Here is an 18,706-nt window from a genome sequence, read left to right on the forward strand (position 1 = left end):
AAGCCGGGGTCTGACCCCGGCTTTTTTGTGTGCGGACGCTGGCTGGACTCAGCCGCGCTTGCGCTTGGGCAGCACATCCCTGAGCTTGGCATGCATGCTGCGCAGGGTCTTTTCCGTGCTGTCCCAGTCGATGCAGGCATCGGTCACGGAGACGCCGTACTTGAGGTCGCAGAGATCCTTCGGGATCGACTGGCTGCCCCAGCCCAGATTGCTCTCCACCATCAGGCCGATGATCGAGTTGTTGCCCTCGAGGATCTGGTTGGCGACGTTCTCCATCACCAGCGGTTGCAGGGCCGGATCCTTGTTGGAATTGGCGTGGCTGCAGTCGACCATGATGTTCGGGCTGATGCCGGCCTTGGCCAGTTCCTGTTCGCAGAGGGCGACGCTGACCGAGTCGTAGTTCGGCTTGCCGTTGCCGCCGCGCAGCACCACGTGGCCGTAGCGGTTGCCCTTGGTGGTGACGATGGACACCTGGCCCTGCTGGTTGAGGCCGAGGAAGCGGTGCGGGCTGGAGACCGACTGCAGGGCGTTGATCGCCACGGTCAGGCTGCCGTCGGTACCGTTCTTGAAGCCGACCGCCGAGGACAGGCCGGAAGCCATCTCGCGGTGGGTCTGCGACTCGGTGGTGCGTGCGCCGATGGCCGACCAGCTGATCAGGTCCTGCAGGTACTGCGGGGAGATCGGGTCGAGCGCCTCGGTGGCGGTCGGCAGGCCCATCTCGGCCAGGTCGCAGAGCAGCTTGCGGCCGATGTGCAGGCCGTCCTGGATCTTGAACGAGTCGTCGAGGTAGGGGTCGTTGATCAGCCCCTTCCAGCCGACGGTGGTGCGCGGCTTCTCGAAGTACACGCGCATGATCAGGTACAGGGTGTCGGAGACTTCGGCGGCCAGCCCCTTGAGGCGCTCGGCGTATTCGTGGGCGGCCTTGATGTCGTGGATCGAACAGGGGCCCACCACCACGAACAGACGGTGGTCCTTGCCGTCGAGAATGTCGCGCACCACCTGGCGGCCGTCGCTCACGGTGCGGCGGGCGGTTTCGGTGAGGGGCAGTTCCTGCTTGAGCTGTTCGGGGGTGATCAGTGCCTCGTTGGAGGCAATGTTAAGGTCGTCGATCGGTAAATCAGCCATCGTGTTACTCATCGGTCACGGATGCCGTCCGCCGGCCAGGCCCGTGGCGGAGGCAGCAATAGGGGCAACGGGATGCCTGAACCTTAACGCTTTAGGCGCCCGCTTAACAATAAGATGTGCGGGTTTTTCGGCGCGGGATGGCAAGGCTCGGCGGCCGGTGGCGCACCGCTTCCGGCCGATCAGCGGACGCTTCCCGTTCGACGGGCTTGCCAGGGTGGCGGCGGGCCATCGATAGTGGGCGGCCCATCCTTTCTGGAGCATTGCAATGAGCGAATCGGTTCGCCCGCGCATCGGCATCATCGGCACCGGTGCCATCGGTGGCTACTACGGCCTGATGCTGGCCCGTGCCGGCTTCGAGGTGCACTTCCTGCTGCGCAGCGAATACGAGGCCGTGGCCCGCGACGGCCTGCGCGTGCGCCATGCCCAGCTCGGTGAGCTGCACCTGCCGCAGGTCAACGCCTGGCGCGACGCGGCGCAGATGCCGCGCTGCGACTGGCTGCTGGTCGGGGCCAAGACCACCAGCAACGCCGAGCTGGCGCCGCTGATCGTGCAGGCCGCGGCGCCGGGGGCGAAGGTGGTGCTGCTGCAGAACGGCCTGGGCGTGGAGGACGCGCTGCGTCCGCTGCTGCCCGACGCGCTGCACCTGCTCGGCGGGCTGTGCTTCATCTGTGCTCACCGCGAGGCGCCGGGCGTGGTGGTGCACCAGGCCCAGGGCGTGTGCAACCTCGGCTACCACAGCGGGCCGGCGTCGGCCGCCGAGCGCCAGGCACTGCTCGAGCAGGGCGTGGCTTGGCTGCGCGAGGCGGGCATCGAGTCCGCCGTGATCGCCGATCTCGACCAGGCGCGCTGGCAGAAGCTGGTGTGGAACATCCCCTACAACGGCGTCTCGGTGCTGCTCGGCAGCTCCACCGCGCCGCTGATGGCCAGTCCGCACAGCCGCGCGCTGCTGCAGTCGCTGATGGAGGAGGTGGTGGATGCCGCCCGGGCCTGCGGTCACAGGCTGCCGGACCACTACCCGCAGAAGCTGCTGGCCTACACCGACCGCATGCCCGATTACCTGCCGAGCATGTACCACGACTTCGCCCAGCGTCGCCCGGCCGAGCTGCCGGCGCTGTATGCCGCGCCCCTTGCTGCCGCCGCCGTCGCCGGAGTGGACATGCCGCGGGTGCGCATGCTGCATCAGACGCTGGCCTTCCTGCAGGAAGCCGGCCAGTGACGGGGAGGAGCTGAGATGGCGGGCAGCCTGGGCGACAAGCTGGTGGTGGCGATCTCCTCGCGGGCGCTGTTCGACCTCGACGACAGCCACCGCGTCTACGAGGCCGAGGGCATCGAGGCCTACCGGCAGTACCAGATCGCCCACGAGGACGAGGTGCTGGGGCCCGGCGAGGCCTACCCGCTGGTGGAGAAGCTGCTGGGCCTCAACACGCGTCTGGCGCAGGCGCGGGTCGAGGTGGTGCTGGTGTCGCGCAACAGTGCCGATACCGGCCTGCGGGTGTTCAACTCGATCCAGCACTACGGCCTGCCGATCACCCGCGCCGCTTTCGTCGGCGGGCGCAGCCCCGATCCCTACCTGGCCGCCTTCGGCTGCCAGCTGTTCCTTTCCACCCACGCCGAGGACGTGCGCCATGCCCTGGAGGCCGGCTTCGCCGCCGCCACCATCCTCGCCGGCGGTGCCCGGCGCGCGGCCAGCCACGAACTGCGCATCGCCTTCGATGGCGATGCGGTGCTGTTCTCCGACGAGGCCGAGCGCATCTACCAGCAGGACGGCCTGGCCGCCTTCCAGGCGCGCGAGCGCGAGGCGGCCCGTCAGCCGCTGGGCGGCGGGCCGTTCAAGCCGTTCCTTGCCGCACTCAATCGCGCTGCAGCGCGAGTTCGCCGAGGAGGAGTGTCCGATCCGCACCGCCCTAGTCACCGCGCGTTCGGCGCCGGCTCACGAGCGGGTGATCCGCACCCTGCGCGACTGGGACATCCGCCTCGACGAGTCGCTGTTCCTCGGCGGTCTCGACAAGTCGGCATTCCTCGAGGCCTTCGCCGCCGACGTGTTCTTCGACGACCAGGCCGGGCACTGCGAGCGGGCGCGCAGCGTGGTGCCGACCGGCCATGTGCCCCATGGTGTGGCCAACGAGTGAGCGGCAAAGCCCTGCTACGCTGAGGAGGTAACGCAGCCCCCTGCCATGGAGGCCTGATGATCCGCTCCATCCTCTACGCCACCGACCTCGGGCTGTACGCACCCTACGTACTGCAGCACGCGCTGACGCTCGCGCGAGTGCACCACGCCGACCTGTATGTGCTGCACGTGGTCGAGCCGCTCGGGCTGTTTGCCGAATCGCTGCTGCAGACCTACCTCGATGCCGACTCGCTCAGCGATCTCCACCAGCACGGCCTCGAGCGCGTCATGGCCAGCATCGAGCAGCGGGTGTTCGAAGGATTCTGCGACGAGCTTCAGGAAAGTGCCGAGGATGCGCTGCCGATCCGCGCCGTGCAGGTCCAGCTCGGCGATCCGCCGCAGGTGATCCTGCAGTTGGCGGAGGATCTCGCCGTGGAGCTGATCGTGATCGGCTCGCACAGCCAGAGCCTGCAGCCGGGCGCCGCGCTGGGGCGCACCTGCCTGCGCCTGCTGCAGCAGGCGCGGGTGCCGGTCTACCTGGTGCCCATCCTGCCAGAAGGTAGCGAAAGTCGCTGAGGGGAGCATACAGGAAGGTATTTCTCGTCTAAGATTCCAAAATAAACCATGGATATGGTTATAAAAAATCAGGGCTGCTCCGGCAGTCCGCCGGCCTATCTCCGAATCGAGGACCTTTCATGAAGCTTCAGCAACTGCGTTACATCTGGGAAGTTGCGCATCATGACCTGAACGTTTCAGCCACCGCGCAGAGCCTGTACACCTCGCAGCCGGGGATCAGCAAGCAGATCCGCCTGCTCGAGGACGAGCTGGGGGTGGAGGTATTCGCCCGCAGCGGCAAGCACCTGACGCGGATCACGCCGGCCGGCGAGCGGATCATCAATACCGCGGGGGAGATCCTGCGCAAGGTCGAGAGCATCAAGCAGATCGCCCAGGAGTTCTCCAACGAGAAGAAGGGCACCCTGTCGATCGCCACCACCCACACCCAGGCGCGCTATGCCCTGCCGCAGGTGATCGGCGACTTCATCAAGCAGTACCCGGAGGTGGCGCTGCACATGCACCAGGGTACGCCGACGCAGATCGCCGAGATGGCCGCCGACGGCACCGTGGACTTCGCCATCGCCACCGAAGCGCTGGAGCAGTTCGGCGATCTGGTGATGATGCCCTGCTATCGCTGGAACCGCTGCGTGATCGTGCCCCAGGGGCACCCGCTGACCCGCCTGCCCAGGCTGACCCTGGAGGCGCTGGCCGAGCATCCGATCGTCACCTACGTGTTCGGCTTCACCGGCCGCTCCAAGCTGGACGAGGCCTTCAGTCATCACGGCCTGGAGCCCAAGGTGGTGTTCACCGCTGCCGATGCCGACGTGATCAAGACCTATGTGCGCCTCGGCCTCGGCGTCGGCATCGTGGCGCGGATGGCGGTCGACCCGGTGCAGGATGGCGATCTGGTGGTGCTCGACGCCAGCGAGTTGTTCGAGCCCAGCGTGACCAAGATCGGCTTCAGGCGCGGCACCTTCCTGCGCGGCTTCATGCTCGACTTCATCGAGCGCTTCGCTCCGCACCTGACCCGTGAGCGGGTGATGGAGGCGGTGCAGTGCCGCAACAAATCCGAGCTGGAAGAGCTGTTCGCCGACGTGGAGCTGCCGACCTACTGAGGCGGCAGCCCGGCAGTGGCGCAATGAAAAGCCCGACCTTGTGGTCGGGCTTTTCATTGGCGCGGCGCAGGGGCACAGGCCCCGCGACTCAGCGGTATTCGCAGAGATAGGCGGTATCCTGGGCGACCTTGAGCTGGAACTTGCTATCGGCCGGCACATCGAACTTGCTGCCGGCGGCGAAGGTTTCCCAGCTGTCGCTGCCCGGCAGCTTGACGGTCAGCGCGCCGGCGATCACGTGCATCACTTCGGCCTTGGCGGTGCCGAATTCGTATTCGCCCGGGGCCATCACGCCGACGGTGGCCGGACCTTCGGTCATGTCGAAGGCGATGGATTTGACGGTGCCGTTGAAGTACTCGTTGACCTTGAACATGCGGGCCTCGCAGGAAGGGAAGAAAAAGGGCGCGCCAGTATGCCCAAGGCGCATGCCCGCGTCACCTGTGTTGCGGCCGGGCTCGGGCCCTGCCCGGGCGGTGCGCGGCCGCCGGGGACGCTCAGTGCGGGGTGTGCAGCTCGAGGCGCGCGGCGGCGAGGGTCGGCAGGGTCAGCGGCAGCAGGCGGGCGATGTTGCGCGCATCGTCGATGCCGCGATGCTGGGTACCGCGGAACTCCAGGCCGGCGATCTCCAGGGCGCGGTTGAGGCCGACCTGCTTGCGCCCGGCGGTGCCCTTGAACTGGCGGTTGAACAGCTTCTTCAGGTTGAAGTGGGGCAGGGCGGCCAGGGCGCTGGCGATCCGCTGGCGGCGCCATTCCGCCTCGAACTGCTGGCGGTCGTAGTTGCCCCAGCTGAGCCAGCCCTGCAGGCCGGGGAGGTGCGCCTGCAGCCAGGGCTCGAAGCGCTCCTGCAGCTGCAGCAGGGTCGGCGCCTGGTCGACGTCCGCCTGGGCGATGTGGGTGAGCTGCCGGCAGAAGGCGGTGAGCTGCGGGCGGCGGGTGGGACGGACGAAGCTCTGGAAGTGATCCTGCTCGCGGCCCTGTTCGTCGACGACCACCGCGCCGATCTCGATGATTTCCATCTCCTCGGTCGGCCAGCCGCCGTCATCGGTGGTGGCCTCCAGGTCGATTACCAGCCAGTGCTTCATGCGCCCTCCGCAGTCCGTTTCGGCCGAGTATGGGGGCTGCCTACTGCTCCGGTAAATCCCTGTGCTAGGCTCGGCCTCTCGTCGAATGGAGGTGTAAGGATGGCAAAGGTCGCATTTCTCGGTCTGGGGGTGATGGGCTACCCGATGGCCGCGCATCTGCTGCGCAACGGCCACGAGGTCTGCGTGTACAACCGCACGGCCGAGAAGGCCCGGCGCTGGGTTGCCGAGCACGGTGGGCGCAGTGCGGCTACGCCGCGCGAGGCGGCGGTCGGCGCCGAGTTCGTGATGAGCTGCGTGGGTAACGACGACGACCTGCGTGCGGTGCTGCTGGGGGCGGATGGCGCTTTCGCCGGCATGGCGCCGGGCAGCGTGCTGGTCGATCACACCACGGCCTCGGCTGCGGTTGCCCGCGAGCTGGCGGTGCTGGCGGCCGAGCGCGAACTGGAGTTCCTCGATGCGCCGGTTTCCGGCGGCCAGGCGGGGGCCGAGAATGGCGTGCTGACGGTGATGGTCGGCGGCGAGGGGGTGGTATTCGCCCGCGCCGAGCCGGTGATCCAGAGCTACGCGCGCATGGTCAGGCTGATGGGGCACGCCGGCAGCGGCCAGCTGACCAAGATGGTCAACCAGATCTGCATCGGCGGCCTGCTGCAGGGGCTGTCCGAGGCGCTGCATTTCGCCCACTGCGCCGGCCTCGACGGCAAGGCGGCGATGGAGGTGATCGCCAAGGGGGCGGCACAGTCCTGGCAGCTGGAGAACCGTCACGCCAGCATGCTGGAAGGGCGCTTCGACTTCGGCTTCGCCGTCGACTGGATGCGCAAGGATCTCGGCATCCTGCTCGACGAGGCGCGGCGCAACGGCGCGCAGCTGCCGGTCACCGCGCTGGTCGACCAGTTCTACGCCGAAGTGCAGGCCGACGGCGGCGGGCGCTGGGATACTTCCAGCCTGATCACCCGGCTCAAGCCGCCGGCGAAGGGTTGACCGGCCGGTTCAGGCGCTGCGGAAGATGAAGTACACGGCGCCGACCAGGCACAGTCCGGCCCACAGGTAGTCGAGCTTCAGCGGCTGCTGCATGTACAGCACGCTGAACGGCACGAAGATGCTCAGGGTGATCACCTCCTGCATGATCTTCAGCTGGCCGACCGACAGTTCGGTGTAGCCGATGCGGTTGGCCGGCACCATCAGCAGGTACTCGAACAGGGCGATGCCCCAGCTGGCCAGGGCGGCGATGACCCACGGCTTGCCGTTGAGGGTCTTCAGGTGGCCGTACCAGGCGAAGGTCATGAAGATGTTGGACAGGCTGAGCAGGGCCGCGGTCTGCATCCAAACCGGCATGGGGCTTTCTCTCGTACATGGCGATGGGCTGTGCTTGGCGACAGCCGAAACGGCGGCTATCCTCCCGCGCCGCGCGGCCGATGTCACGCGCCGCCATGATTTCCATCGTATCGAGAGCCTGAACCATGGAGTGTCGAGCCGGTTGCGGGGCCTGCTGCATCGCCCCGTCGATTTCCTCGCCGATTCCCGGCATGCCGCAGGGTAAGCCGGCCGGTGTCCGCTGCGTGCAGCTGGATGAGCGCAATCTGTGCCGGCTGTTCGGCCTGCCGGAGCGGCCGCCGGTGTGCGGCCGGTTTGCCGCCGATCCGCAGGTGTGTGGCGAGAGCCGCGAGCAGGCCATCCGCTTGCTCACGGAGTGGGAGCAGATGACCGCCTGAGGCGTGCCGCCGGTGGGGCGGACCCTGCCGGCGGCAGGGTGAGGCCCAAAAGCAAAGGGGCTGCCGAAGCAGCCCCTTGCCGGTGACGCGATGACTTACTTGCGCTGATCCAGCGGCACGTAGTCGCGGGTCGGGTGGCCGGTGTAGATCTGGCGCGGACGGCCGATCTTGTAGCCGCCGGCGTACATTTCCTTCCACTGCGAGATCCAGCCGGCGGTGCGCGCCAGGGCGAAGATCACGGTGAACATGCTGGTCGGAATGCCGATGGCCTTCAGGATGATGCCCGAGTAGAAGTCCACGTTCGGGTACAGGTTGCGCTCCTTGAAGTACGGATCGTTGCGCGCGATCTCCTCGAGCTTCATGGCCAGCTCGAGCTTCGGATCGTTGATGCCCAGCTCGGACAGCACCTCGTCGCAGGTCTGCTTCATGACCTTGGCGCGCGGGTCGAAGTTCTTGTACACGCGGTGACCGAAGCCCATCAGCTTGAACGGATCGTTCTTGTCCTTGGCCTTGGCGATGAACTTCTCGATGTTCTCGACGCTGCCGATCTCGTCCAGCATGGTCAGCACGGCCTCGTTGGCGCCGCCGTGAGCCGGTCCCCACAGCGCGGCGATGCCGGCGGCGATACAGGCGAACGGGTTGGCACCGGTGGAGCCGGTCAGGCGCACGGTGGAGGTGGAGGCATTCTGCTCATGGTCGGCGTGCAGGATGAAGATGCGGTCCATGGCCTTGGCCAGCACCGGGTTCACCTTCTTCTCCTCGCACGGGGTGTTGAACATCATGTGCAGGAAGTTTTCCGCGTAGCTCAGGTCGTTGCGCGGGTACATGATCGGCTGGCCGACCGAGTACTTGTAGGCCATGGCGGCCATGGTCGGCATCTTGGCGATCAGGCGGATCGCGGAGATCTCGCGGTGCTTCGGATCGTTATTGTCCAGCGAGTCGTGGTAGAAGGCGGACAGGGCGCCGACCAGGCCGCACATCACCGCCATCGGGTGTGCGTCGCGGCGGAAGCCGTTGAGGAACGACTTCATCTGCTCGTGAACCATGGTGTGGTTCTTCACCAGGCCGGTGAACTCGGCCTTCTGCGCAGCGGTCGGCAGCTCGCCGTAGAGCAGGGCGTAGCAGGTTTCGAGGTAGTCGGATTTCTCGGCCAGCTGCTCGATCGGGTAGCCGCGGTGCAGCAGGACGCCCTTGTCGCCGTCGATGAAGGTGATCTTCGACTCGCAAGCGGCGGTCGACATGAAGCCAGGATCATAGGTGAACACCCCCTGGCTGGTCAGGCTGCGAACGTCGATGACGTCCGGGCCCATGGAGCCAGAGAGAATGGGCAGCTCGACGGGGGCGGCGCCCTCGATGATCAACTGTGCTTTCTTGTCAGCCATAACCGGCCTCCTAAAATTGTGCTTGGCTTGAAATCATCTTTCTATACACGGCCCCCCAGGCAGGGCCCGTGCCACTATAGAGCGATAAAGGCGAAAGTCAATTTGTCCGAAAGTCGGTCGACACGCCTTCTGCGCGCGCATGTTCGCTCAAGTTCACGGCTATTTACTCCTTTCGGACGGGTGCGACAATCAGTCCTTTAGGCTAAGGCCGCGCGTTGTCAGGCCTGACCTAACTGTCTATACTGCGTGGCCGACCGCCAGAGGCTATGCCAGGCCTAGGTTCTGGCTGTTGTCACTACCTGGTGATGGGTACCTGACAAGTGCACTTCCCGACAACTTGCCCTGCTGGTTGGGGCTCTCAGTGTGAAAAAAGCCGTGAATAGCAAACGACCCGTAAACCTAGACCTTAGGACCATCCAACTCCCAGTCACTGCTTACACGTCCATCGCTCACCGTATCTCCGGCGTCATTCTGTTCCTGGGCATCGCTGTGCTGCTGTACGCACTCGACCTGTCCCTGGCGTCCGAGGAAGGCTTCGAGCAGGTGAAGGCGTGTCTGGCCAGCCCCCTGGCCAAGCTCGTGATGTGGGGTCTGTTGTCCGCGCTCCTGTACCACCTGGTAGCCGGCATTCGCCATCTGATTATGGATATGGGCATTGGCGAAACGCTGGAAGGCGGCAAGCTGGGCTCCAAAATCGTCATCGCCATTTCCGCGGTGCTGATCGTTCTTGCAGGGGTGTGGGTATGGTAACCAACGTCACTAACTTCTCCCGGTCGGGCCTCTACGACTGGATGGCCCAGCGGGTCTCCGCTGTGGTGCTCGCGGCTTACTTCCTCTTCCTGCTGGGCTACCTGGTCGCCAATCCGGGGCTGGGCTATGCCGACTGGCACGGTCTGTTCGCCCAGGGCTGGATGCGCATCTTCAGCCTGCTGGCCGTCGTCGCCCTGAGCGTGCACGCCTGGGTCGGCATGTGGACCATCTCCACTGACTACCTGACGCCGATGGCGCTGGGCAAGTCGGCCACCGCTGTGCGTTTCCTCTTCCAGGCAGTCTGCGGCATCGCCATGTTCGCGTTCTTCGTCTGGGGTGTGCAGATTCTTTGGGGTATCTGATCCATGGCTAGCATTCCTACTCTTTCCTTCGACGCCATCATCATCGGTGGTGGCGGTGCCGGCATGCGCGCCGCGCTGCAGCTGTCCCAGTCCGGTCACAAGACCGCCTGCGTGACCAAGGTCTTCCCGACCCGTTCGCATACCGTGTCCGCCCAGGGCGGCATCACCTGCGCCATCGCTTCGGCCGACCCGAACGACGACTGGCGCTGGCACATGTACGACACCGTCAAGGGCTCCGACTACATCGGTGACCAGGACGCCATTGAGTACATGTGTTCCGTAGGTCCGGAAGCCGTGTTCGAGCTCGAGCACATGGGCCTGCCGTTCTCCCGCACCGAGCAGGGCCGCATCTACCAGCGTCCGTTCGGTGGTCAGTCCAAGGACTACGGCAACGGTGGCCAGGCTGCCCGTACCTGCGCCGCGGCCGACCGTACCGGTCACGCCCTGCTGCACACCCTGTACCAGGCCAACCTGAAGAACGGCACCACCTTCCTCAACGAGTGGTTCGCCGTCGACCTGGTGAAGAACCAGGACGGTGCCATCGTCGGCATCATCGCCATCCGCATCGAGACCGGCGAGACCGTCTACATCCGCTCCAAGGCCACCGTGCTGGCTACCGGCGGTGCCGGCCGTATCTACGCCTCCACCACCAACGCCCTGATCAACACCGGCGACGGCGTGGGCATGGCCCTGCGTGCCGGCGTGCCGGTGCAGGACATCGAGATGTGGCAGTTCCACCCGACCGGCATCGCCGGCGCCGGCGTGCTGGTGACCGAAGGTTGCCGCGGCGAGGGTGGCTATCTGATCAACGCCCACGGCGAGCGCTTCATGGAGCGTTACGCTCCGAACGCCAAGGACCTGGCCGGCCGCGACGTGGTCGCCCGTTCCATGGTCAAGGAAGTGATCGCCGGCAACGGCTGCGGTCCGGACAAGGATCACGTGCTGCTGAAGCTCGATCACCTCGGCGAGGAAGTGCTGCACAGCCGCCTGCCGGGCATCTGCGAACTGTCCAAGACTTTCGCCCACGTCGACCCGGTGGTCGCGCCGATTCCGGTGATCCCGACCTGCCACTACATGATGGGTGGCGTTGCCACCAACATCCATGGCCAGGCCATCACCCAGGACGCCAACGGCAACGACAAGATCATCGAAGGCCTGTTCGCCGTGGGCGAAGTGGCTTGCGTGTCGGTGCACGGCGCCAACCGTCTGGGCGGCAACTCGCTGCTCGACCTGGTGGTGTTCGGCCGCGCTGCCGGTCTGCACCTGGAGAAGGCCCTCAAGGAGGGCATCGAGCACCGCGGCGCCACCGAGAGCGACCTCGAGGCTTCCCTCAAGCGCCTGTCCGGCGTCAACGAGCGCACCACCGGTGAAGACGTTGCCCCGCTGCGCAAAGAGCTGCAGCAGTGCATGCAGAACTACTTCGGTGTGTTCCGTACCGGCGAATACATGCAGAAGGGCATCGCCCAGCTGGCAGAGCTGCGCGAGCGCATCGCCAACGTCAAGATCGCCGACAAGAGCCAGGCCTTCAACACCGCGCGTACCGAAGCGCTGGAGCTGCAGAACCTCCTCGAAGTGGCCGAAGCCACTGCGATCGCCGCCGAGGTCCGCAAGGAGTCCCGTGGTGCCCACGCCCGCGAAGACTTCGAAGAGCGCGACGACGAGAACTGGCTGTGCCACACCCTGTACTTCCCGGGTGAGAAGCGCGTGGCCAAGCGCGGCGTGAACTTCTCGCCGAAGACCGTTCCGGCGTTCGAGCCCAAAGTGCGTACTTATTAAGGGAGGCTGATATGTCGCTTGGTAAAACTCTGCAAGTCAGCGTCTACCGCTACAACCCGGAGAAAGACGCTGCTCCGTTCATGCAGGATTTCAACGTCGAGATCGACGGCAAGGACCTGATGGTCCTGGATGTCCTGGCGCTGATCAAGGAGCAGGACGTGACCTTCTCCTACCGTCGCTCCTGCCGCGAAGGCGTTTGCGGTTCCGACGGCATGAACATCAGTGGCAAGAACGGCCTGGCCTGCATCACCCCGATCTCGCAGGTGATCAAGAACGGCAAGCTGGTGATCCGCCCGCTGCCGGGCCTGCCGGTCATCCGTGACCTGGTGGTCGACATGAGCATCTTCTACAAGCAGTACGAGAAGGTGCAGCCGTTCCTGCAGAACGACACTCCGGCTCCGGCCATCGAGCGTCTGCAGTCCCCGGAACAGCGCGAGAAGCTGGACGGTCTGTATGAGTGCATCCTGTGCGCCTGCTGCTCGACCTCCTGCCCGTCGTTCTGGTGGAACCCGGACAAGTTCCTCGGTCCGGCCGCCCTGCTGCAGGCCTATCGCTTCCTGGCCGACAGCCGCGACACCAAGACCGAAGAGCGTCTGGCGTCGCTGGACGACCCGTTCAGTGTGTTCCGTTGCCGCGGGATCATGAACTGCGTGAACGTTTGCCCGAAGGGTCTGAACCCGACCAAGGCAATCGGTCACGTGCGTAACATGCTGCTGCAAAGCGGTACCTGATGAGCCGCCGCGTGCGGTGAGTCAAAAGAATCTGCGCGGAGTGGCGGCTTGCCGGCACTCCGCGCAGTTGCAGAACCAGCCGTAGCCCACAAAGCCGCGGTTCTTGATTAAAAAACGACCAGCAGGGGCAACCGGGCTGGAGCCCGGACCATCAGCGGGATCCCAAGTGGCTTTGCCGAAGTCGCTGCTCTGGACTTTAAGCCACGGCGGTCTCCACGCCAGATGGTGTCCCCTTACCGAGGGTGACCTAGCATGCATGAAAGCGTAATGCAGCGGATGTGGAACAGTGCCCACCTGTCCGGTGGAAACGCTGCCTACGTCGAAGAGCTCTACGAGCTCTTCCTGCACGATCCCAACGCTGTGCCCGAAGAGTGGCGCACCTACTTCCAGAAGCTGCCGGCCGACGGCAGCCAGTCCCCCGACGTCTCCCATGCCACGGTCCGCGATCATTTCGTGCTGCTGGCCAAGAACCAGCGTCGCGCCCAGCCGGTGTCCGCCGGCACCGTCAGCAGTGAGCATGAGAAGAAGCAGGTCGAAGTGCTGCGTCTGATTCAGGCCTTCCGCATGCGTGGCCATCAGGCATCCAAGCTCGACCCGCTCGGCCTGTGGGAGCGCAAGGCGCCGGCAGACCTGTCGATCCATCACTACGGCCTGACCGACGCCGACCTGGATACCGTGTTCCAGACCGGCGAGCTGTTCATCGGCAAGCCGGAAGCGACCCTGCGCGAGATCCGCGACGCCCTGCAGGCGACCTATTGCGGTACCATCGGCGCCGAGTTCACCCACATCGTCGATTCCGAGCAGCGCAAGTGGTTCCAGCAGCGTCTGGAGAGCGTGCGTGGCCGTCCGCAGTACAGCAAGGAAGTCAAGGCGCACGTCCTCGAGCGTCTGACCGCCGGCGAAGGCCTGGAGAAGTACCTGGGCACCAAGTACCCGGGCACCAAGCGTTTCGGTCTGGAAGGCGGCGAGAGCCTGGTGCCGATGGTCGACGAGATCATCCAGCGCTCCGGCTCCTACGGCGCCAAGGAAATCGTCATCGGCATGGCCCACCGCGGCCGTCTGAACCTGCTGGTCAACGCCCTCGGCAAGAACCCGCGCGACCTGTTCGACGAGTTCGAAGGCAAGAAGCTGGTCGAGCTGGGCTCCGGTGACGTGAAGTACCACCAGGGCTTCTCCTCCAACGTAATGACCTCCGGTGGCGAAGTGCACCTGGCCATGGCGTTCAACCCGTCCCACCTGGAAATCGTTTCCCCGGTGGTCGAGGGTTCCGTGCGCGCCCGTCAGGACCGTCGCGGCGATGTCGCCGGCGACAAGGTGGTGCCGATCTCCCTCCACGGCGACTCGGCCTTCGCCGGTCAGGGCGTGGTGATGGAAACCTTCCAGATGTCGCAGATCCGCGGCTACAAGACTGGCGGCACCATCCACATCGTCATCAACAACCAGGTCGGCTTCACCACCAGCAACCCGGAAGACACCCGTTCCACCGAGTACTGCACCGATCCGGCGAAGATGATCCAGGCGCCGATCCTGCACGTGAACGGCGACGATCCGGAAGCCGTGCTGTTCGTCACCCAGCTGGCCGTCGACTACCGCATGCAGTTCAAGCGTGACGTGGTCATCGACCTGGTCTGCTACCGCCGTCGCGGCCACAACGAGGCCGACGAGCCGAGCGGCACCCAGCCGCTGATGTACCAGAAGATCGCCAAGCAGCGCACCACCCGCGAGCTGTACGCCGATGCCCTGGTCAAGGAAGGCAGCCTGAGCCAGGAAGAGGTGCAGGCCAAGGTCGACGAATACCGCACCGCGCTGGACAACGGCCTGCACGTGCTGAAGAGCCTGGTCAAGGAGCCGAACCCCGAGCTGTTCGTCGACTGGCGCCCCTACCTGGGCCATGCCTGGACCGCCAAGCACGACACCAGCTTCGACCTGAAGACCCTGCAGGAGCTGAACGCCAAGCTGCTGCAGATTCCGGAAGGTTTCGTGGTCCAGCGCCAGGTTGCCAAGATCCTCGAGGATCGCGGCCGCATGGGCGTCGGCGCCATGCCGATCAACTGGGGCTGCGCCGAGACCCTGGCCTACGCCACCCTGCTGGTGGAAGGTCACCCGGTGCGCATCACCGGCCAGGACGTCGGCCGTGGCACCTTCTCGCATCGCCATGCCGTGCTGCACAGCCAGAAGGACGCCAACCGCTACATCCCGCTGCAGAACCTCTACGAGGGCCAGCCGAAGTTCGACCTGTACGACTCCTTCCTCTCCGAGGAAGCCGTGCTGGCCTTCGAATACGGCTACGCCACCACCACGCCGAACGCGCTGGTGATCTGGGAAGCCCAGTTCGGCGACTTCGCCAACGGCGCCCAGGTGGTGATCGACCAGTTCATCAGCAGCGGCGAGACCAAGTGGGGCCGTCTGTGCGGTCTGACCATGCTGCTGCCGCATGGCTACGAAGGCCAGGGTCCGGAGCACTCCTCCGCCCGTCTGGAGCGCTACCTGCAGCTGTGCGCCGAGCACAACATCCAGGTCTGCATGCCGACCACCCCGGCGCAGGTCTACCACATGCTGCGCCGCCAGGTGATCCGCCCGCTGCGCAAGCCGCTGGTGGCCCTGACTCCGAAGTCGCTGCTGCGCCACAAGCTGGCCATCTCCACCCTGGAAGACCTGTCCCAGGGCTCCTTCCATCCGGTGCTGCCGGAGATCGACAGCCTCGACCCGAAGAAGGTCGAGCGTCTGGTCCTGTGCAGCGGCAAGGTCTACTACGACCTGCTGGAGAAGCGTCGCGCCGAGGGTCGCGAGGACACCGCCATCGTCCGCATCGAGCAGCTCTATCCGTTCCCGGAAGAGGAGCTGGCCGAGATCATGGCGCCGTACAAGCACCTCAAGCACGTGGTCTGGTGCCAGGAAGAGCCGATGAACCAGGGTGCCTGGTACTGCAGCCAGCATCACATGCGCCGCGTCATCGCCGCACACAAGAAGACCCTCGGCCTGGCCTACGCCGGTCGCGAGGCTTCCGCTGCGCCGGCCTGTGGCTACGCGTCGATGCACGCCGAGCAGCAGGAAAAGCTGCTGCAGGATGCTTTCACCATTTAATGCCTTCACACTGCGCTGCCGGACCCCGGGTCCGGCAGTCGCATGCCTGAAGAACCCGAATCCATAGGAAATGCACAGAATGGCTATTGAGATCAAAGCCCCGACTTTCCCGGAATCCGTCGCTGACGGTACCGTTGCCACCTGGCACAAGAAGCCGGGCGAAGCCGTCAAGCGTGACGAGCTGATCGTCGACATCGAAACCGACAAGGTGGTGATGGAAGTCCTGGCCGAAGCCGATGGCGTGCTGGCCGAAATCGTCAAGAACGAAGGCGACACCGTGCTGAGCGGCGAACTGCTCGGCACCCTGACCGAAGGCGCTGCCGCCGCTGCCCCGGCTGCCGCTCCGGCCGCTGCCGCTGCTCCGGCTGCCGCCCCGGCCGCCGCTGCCGAGGAAGCCATCCTGTCGCCGGCCGCGCGCAAGATCGCTGCCGAGAACGACCTGGACCGCAACGCCATTCCGGGCACCGGCAAGGGCGGTCGCGTCACCAAGGAAGACGCCGTCGCTGCCGTCGAGGCCAAGAAGGCTCCGGCTCCGGCTGCCAAGCCGGCCGCTCCGGCTGCCGATGCGCCGATCTTCGCCGTCGGCGACCGCGTCGAGAAGCGCGTGCCGATGACCCGCCTGCGCGCCAAGATCGCCGAGCGTCTGGTCGAAGCCCAGTCCACCATGGCCATGCTGACTACCTACAACGAAGTCAACATGAAGCCGATCATGGATCTGCGCAACAAGTACAAGGACCTGTTCGAGAAGAAGCACAACGGCGTGCGCCTGGGCTTCATGTCCTTCTTCGTCAAGGCCGCCACCGAGGCGCTGAAGCGCTTCCCGGGCGTCAACGCCTCGATCGACGGCAACGACATCGTCTACCACGGCTACTCGGACATCGGCGTGGCCGTCTCCAGCGACCGCGGTCTGGTGGTTCCGGTGCTGCGCAATGCCGAGCTGATGAGCCTGGCCGAGATCGAAGGCACCATCGCCGGTTACGGCCGCAAGGCGAAGGAAGGCAAGCTGACCATCGAGGAGATGACCGGCGGCACCTTCACCATCTCCAACGGCGGCGTGTTCGGCTCCCTGCTGTCCAGCCCGATCGTCAACCCGCCGCAGACCGCCATCCTCGGCATGCACAAGATCCAGGAGCGCCCGATGGCCGTCAACGGCCAGGTGGTGATCCTGCCGATGATGTACCTGGCGCTGTCCTACGACCACCGTCTGATCGATGGCAAGGAAGCGGTCAGCTTCCTGGTGACCATCAAGGACCTGCTGGAAGATCCGGCCCGTCTGCTGCTGGACGTCTGATCCCGCGCTTCTCCCACGACGGCCCCTGACAGAGGGGCCGTCCGGTTCATCCCAAAAGGATCGAGAGTTATGACCCAGAAATTCGACGTAGTGGTGATTGGCGGTGGCCCGGGCGGCTACGTGGCGGCCATTCGCGCAGCCCAGCTGGGCTTCAAGACCGCCTGCATCGAGAAGTACAAGGGCAAGGATGGCAAGACTGCCCTGGGCGGCACCTGCCTGAACGTCGGCTGCATTCCCTCCAAGGCGCTGCTGGACAGCTCCTGGAAGTACCACGAGGCCAAGGAAAGCTTCGGCGTCCACGGTATCGAGGTGAAGGACGTCAAGATGGACGTCCCGGCGATGATCGACCGCAAGGCGAACATCGTGAAGAACCTGACTGGCGGCATCGCCAGCCTGTTCAAGATGAACGGCGTGACCCTGATCGAAGGCCACGGCAAGCTGCTGGCCGGCAAGCAGGTCGAAGTCACCGGCGAAGACGGCAAGGTCGAGGTGCTGGAAGCCAGCAACGTGATCATCGCCTCCGGCTCCAAGCCGATCGACATCCCGCCGGCACCGGTCAACCAGGACACCATCGTCGATTCCACTGGCGCCCTGGAGTTCCAGAGCGTGCCGAAGAAGCTGGGCGTGATCGGCGCCGGCGTCATCGGCCTGGAGCTGGGCTCGGTGTGGGCCCGCCTGGGTGCCGAAGTCACCGTGATCGAGGCCCAGGACAAGTTCCTGCCGGCCATCGACGAGCAGGTCGCCAAGGAAGCCCAGAAGCTGCTGACCAAGCAGGGCCTGGACATCCGCCTGAACGCCCGCGTCACCGGTTCGGAAGTCAAGAAGAAGCAGGTCACCGTGTTCTTCACCGACGCCAACGGCGAGCAGCAGCTGACCTTCGACAAGCTGATCGTCTCCGTCGGCCGCCGTCCGGTGACCCAGGACGTGCTGGCTGCCGACAGCGGCGTGACCCTGGACGAGCGCGGCTTCATCTTCGTCGACGACCAGTGCGCCACCAGCGTGCCGGGCGTGTACGCCATCGGCGACGTGGTGCGCGGCCCGATGCTGGCCCACAAGGCCTCGGAAGAGGGCGTGATGGTCGCCGAGCGCATCGCCGGCCACAAGGCCCAGGTCAACTACGACCTGATCCCGTCGGTCATCTACACCCACCCGGAAATCGCCGCCGTCGGCAAGACCGAGCAGCAGCTGAAGGCCGAGGGCGTCGCCGTCAACGTCGGCGTGTTCCCGTTCGCCGCCAGCGGCCGTGCCATGGCTGCCAACGACACCCACGGTCTGATCAAGGTCATCGCCGATGCCAAGACCGACCGCGTGCTGGGCGTCCACGTGATCGGCCCGAGCGCCGCCGAGCTGGTCCAGCAGGGCGCCATCGCCATGGAATTCGGCTCCAGCGCCGAAGACCTGGGCATGATGGTGTTCTCGCACCCGACCCTGTCGGAAGGCCTGCACGAGGCCGCTCTGGCGGTGAATGGCCACGCCATCCACATCGCCAACCGCAAGAAGCGCTGACGCGCCTGGCGCCGGCTGACACCTTCGTCAGCCGGCCCCGCAACGGCCCCTGGCGGCGGAAGTCCGGTACTTCCGCTGCCAGGGGCCGTTGTCGTTTCGGGCGGTTGCGCGGAGCGGAAAGCCCATTCCAGAGC

At 65.6% G+C, this 18,706-nt stretch carries 17 protein-coding genes and 1 pseudogene; 13 read left to right on the plus strand and 5 right to left on the minus strand.

Features of this window, described 5'->3' with window-relative positions; translation table 11 throughout:
* Positions 1-48 precede the first annotated feature (48 nt).
* The gene (locus SK095_RS01740; protein ID WP_168772478.1) at positions 49-1,125 is read right to left on the minus strand and encodes a 3-deoxy-7-phosphoheptulonate synthase; all 1,077 of its coding nucleotides are present in this window, start codon (positions 1,123-1,125) and stop codon (positions 49-51) included.
* A 265-nt stretch (positions 1,126-1,390) separates the two neighbouring features.
* On the opposite strand from SK095_RS01740, the gene SK095_RS01745 reads away from it, so the two are divergent.
* The 4 genes and pseudogenes from SK095_RS01745 to cysB all read left to right on the plus strand — a co-directional run bounded on the left by SK095_RS01745 (position 1,391) and on the right by cysB (position 4,902).
* The gene (locus SK095_RS01745) at positions 1,391-2,341 is read left to right on the plus strand and encodes a putative 2-dehydropantoate 2-reductase (RefSeq protein WP_320547641.1); all 951 of its coding nucleotides are present in this window, start codon (positions 1,391-1,393) and stop codon (positions 2,339-2,341) included.
* Between the two features lie 15 nt (positions 2,342-2,356).
* A pseudogene (locus tag SK095_RS01750) lies at positions 2,357-3,254 on the plus strand (5'-nucleotidase).
* Between the two features lie 56 nt (positions 3,255-3,310).
* On the plus strand, positions 3,311-3,808 hold the full coding sequence (locus tag SK095_RS01755; RefSeq protein ID WP_320547642.1) for a universal stress protein: 498 nt from the start codon (positions 3,311-3,313) through the stop codon (positions 3,806-3,808).
* 119 nt (positions 3,809-3,927) lie between these two features.
* Positions 3,928-4,902: an HTH-type transcriptional regulator CysB gene (cysB, locus tag SK095_RS01760; protein WP_201486589.1), complete on the plus strand. Its 975-nt coding sequence runs from the start codon at positions 3,928-3,930 to the stop codon at positions 4,900-4,902.
* A gap of 88 nt (positions 4,903-4,990) precedes the next feature.
* Here cysB and SK095_RS01765 read toward each other — a convergent pair whose 3' ends face one another.
* On the minus strand, positions 4,991-5,272 hold the full coding sequence (locus SK095_RS01765; protein WP_201486588.1) for a pyrimidine/purine nucleoside phosphorylase: 282 nt from the start codon (positions 5,270-5,272) through the stop codon (positions 4,991-4,993).
* A gap of 121 nt (positions 5,273-5,393) precedes the next feature.
* A complete protein-coding gene (locus tag SK095_RS01770; protein WP_136489008.1) occupies positions 5,394-5,981 on the minus strand; it encodes an exonuclease domain-containing protein in 588 nt (195 codons plus the stop codon).
* 99 nt (positions 5,982-6,080) lie between these two features.
* Here SK095_RS01770 and SK095_RS01775 point away from each other — a divergent pair, with 99 nt between their 5' ends.
* Positions 6,081-6,959 carry an NAD(P)-dependent oxidoreductase gene (locus SK095_RS01775; protein WP_320547643.1) on the plus strand — a complete coding sequence of 293 codons (879 nt, stop codon included), beginning with the start codon at positions 6,081-6,083 and terminating at the stop codon, positions 6,957-6,959.
* Positions 6,960-6,968: 9 nt separating this feature from the next.
* On the opposite strand, the gene SK095_RS01780 is transcribed toward SK095_RS01775, so the two are convergent.
* The gene (locus SK095_RS01780; protein ID WP_320547644.1) at positions 6,969-7,313 is read right to left on the minus strand and encodes a DMT family protein; all 345 of its coding nucleotides are present in this window, start codon (positions 7,311-7,313) and stop codon (positions 6,969-6,971) included.
* A gap of 125 nt (positions 7,314-7,438) precedes the next feature.
* Here SK095_RS01780 and SK095_RS01785 point away from each other — a divergent pair, with 125 nt between their 5' ends.
* Positions 7,439-7,690, plus strand: coding sequence for a YkgJ family cysteine cluster protein (locus SK095_RS01785; RefSeq protein ID WP_320547645.1), 252 nt, complete (start codon positions 7,439-7,441; stop codon positions 7,688-7,690).
* 95 nt (positions 7,691-7,785) lie between these two features.
* On the opposite strand, the gene gltA is transcribed toward SK095_RS01785, so the two are convergent.
* Entirely contained in the window at positions 7,786-9,072 is a 1,287-nt protein-coding gene (gene gltA / locus SK095_RS01790) for a citrate synthase (protein WP_136489004.1), read from the minus strand.
* 363 nt (positions 9,073-9,435) lie between these two features.
* Between gltA and sdhC the strand changes: the two genes are divergently transcribed.
* The 7 genes from sdhC (at position 9,436) to lpdA (ending at position 18,572) form a co-directional block, all read left to right on the plus strand.
* Positions 9,436-9,822, plus strand: coding sequence for a succinate dehydrogenase, cytochrome b556 subunit (sdhC, locus tag SK095_RS01795; protein ID WP_178084045.1), 387 nt, complete (start codon positions 9,436-9,438; stop codon positions 9,820-9,822).
* Positions 9,816-10,184 (plus strand): succinate dehydrogenase, hydrophobic membrane anchor protein, encoded by a 369-nt coding sequence (gene sdhD, locus SK095_RS01800; protein WP_136489002.1) that lies wholly within the window; start codon positions 9,816-9,818, stop codon positions 10,182-10,184. Before sdhC ends, sdhD begins: the two co-directional genes overlap by 7 nt.
* 3 nt (positions 10,185-10,187) lie before the next feature.
* A complete protein-coding gene (sdhA, locus tag SK095_RS01805; RefSeq protein ID WP_136489001.1) occupies positions 10,188-11,960 on the plus strand; it encodes a succinate dehydrogenase flavoprotein subunit in 1,773 nt (590 codons plus the stop codon).
* Between the two features lie 11 nt (positions 11,961-11,971).
* On the plus strand, positions 11,972-12,691 hold the full coding sequence (locus SK095_RS01810; protein ID WP_136489000.1) for a succinate dehydrogenase iron-sulfur subunit: 720 nt from the start codon (positions 11,972-11,974) through the stop codon (positions 12,689-12,691).
* 252 nt (positions 12,692-12,943) lie between these two features.
* Positions 12,944-15,775 carry a 2-oxoglutarate dehydrogenase E1 component gene (locus SK095_RS01815; RefSeq protein WP_201486585.1) on the plus strand — a complete coding sequence of 944 codons (2,832 nt, stop codon included), beginning with the start codon at positions 12,944-12,946 and terminating at the stop codon, positions 15,773-15,775.
* A gap of 79 nt (positions 15,776-15,854) precedes the next feature.
* A complete protein-coding gene (odhB, locus tag SK095_RS01820; protein WP_136488998.1) occupies positions 15,855-17,066 on the plus strand; it encodes a 2-oxoglutarate dehydrogenase complex dihydrolipoyllysine-residue succinyltransferase in 1,212 nt (403 codons plus the stop codon).
* A 69-nt stretch (positions 17,067-17,135) separates the two neighbouring features.
* Positions 17,136-18,572: a dihydrolipoyl dehydrogenase gene (lpdA, locus tag SK095_RS01825; RefSeq protein WP_136488997.1), complete on the plus strand. Its 1,437-nt coding sequence runs from the start codon at positions 17,136-17,138 to the stop codon at positions 18,570-18,572.
* Positions 18,573-18,706: the final 134 nt, after the last annotated feature.

This window comes from Pseudomonas sp. AN-1 (genome assembly GCF_034057115.1).
Lineage (GTDB): Bacteria > Pseudomonadota > Gammaproteobacteria > Pseudomonadales > Pseudomonadaceae > Geopseudomonas.

What these genes read in the sequence shown, in the direction of transcription:
- sdhA (WP_136489001.1), top strand. Translation starts at nt 10,188, where the DNA reads ATGGCTAGCATTCCTACTCTTTCCTTCGACGCCATCATCATCGGTGGT.
- odhB (WP_136488998.1), top strand. Translation starts at nt 15,855, where the DNA reads ATGGCTATTGAGATCAAAGCCCCGACTTTCCCGGAATCCGTCGCTGAC.
- lpdA (WP_136488997.1), top strand. Translation starts at nt 17,136, where the DNA reads ATGACCCAGAAATTCGACGTAGTGGTGATTGGCGGTGGCCCGGGCGGC.
- sdhD (WP_136489002.1), top strand. Translation starts at nt 9,816, where the DNA reads ATGGTAACCAACGTCACTAACTTCTCCCGGTCGGGCCTCTACGACTGG.
- cysB (WP_201486589.1), top strand. Translation starts at nt 3,928, where the DNA reads ATGAAGCTTCAGCAACTGCGTTACATCTGGGAAGTTGCGCATCATGAC.
- SK095_RS01785 (WP_320547645.1), top strand. Translation starts at nt 7,439, where the DNA reads ATGGAGTGTCGAGCCGGTTGCGGGGCCTGCTGCATCGCCCCGTCGATT.
- gltA (WP_136489004.1), bottom strand. Translation starts at nt 9,072, where the DNA reads ATGGCTGACAAGAAAGCACAGTTGATCATCGAGGGCGCCGCCCCCGTC.
- SK095_RS01775 (WP_320547643.1), top strand. Translation starts at nt 6,081, where the DNA reads ATGGCAAAGGTCGCATTTCTCGGTCTGGGGGTGATGGGCTACCCGATG.
- SK095_RS01745 (WP_320547641.1), top strand. Translation starts at nt 1,391, where the DNA reads ATGAGCGAATCGGTTCGCCCGCGCATCGGCATCATCGGCACCGGTGCC.
- SK095_RS01810 (WP_136489000.1), top strand. Translation starts at nt 11,972, where the DNA reads ATGTCGCTTGGTAAAACTCTGCAAGTCAGCGTCTACCGCTACAACCCG.
- SK095_RS01740 (WP_168772478.1), bottom strand. Translation starts at nt 1,125, where the DNA reads ATGGCTGATTTACCGATCGACGACCTTAACATTGCCTCCAACGAGGCA.
- SK095_RS01755 (WP_320547642.1), top strand. Translation starts at nt 3,311, where the DNA reads ATGATCCGCTCCATCCTCTACGCCACCGACCTCGGGCTGTACGCACCC.
- SK095_RS01815 (WP_201486585.1), top strand. Translation starts at nt 12,944, where the DNA reads ATGCATGAAAGCGTAATGCAGCGGATGTGGAACAGTGCCCACCTGTCC.
- SK095_RS01780 (WP_320547644.1), bottom strand. Translation starts at nt 7,313, where the DNA reads ATGCCGGTTTGGATGCAGACCGCGGCCCTGCTCAGCCTGTCCAACATC.
- SK095_RS01770 (WP_136489008.1), bottom strand. Translation starts at nt 5,981, where the DNA reads ATGAAGCACTGGCTGGTAATCGACCTGGAGGCCACCACCGATGACGGC.
- SK095_RS01765 (WP_201486588.1), bottom strand. Translation starts at nt 5,272, where the DNA reads ATGTTCAAGGTCAACGAGTACTTCAACGGCACCGTCAAATCCATCGCC.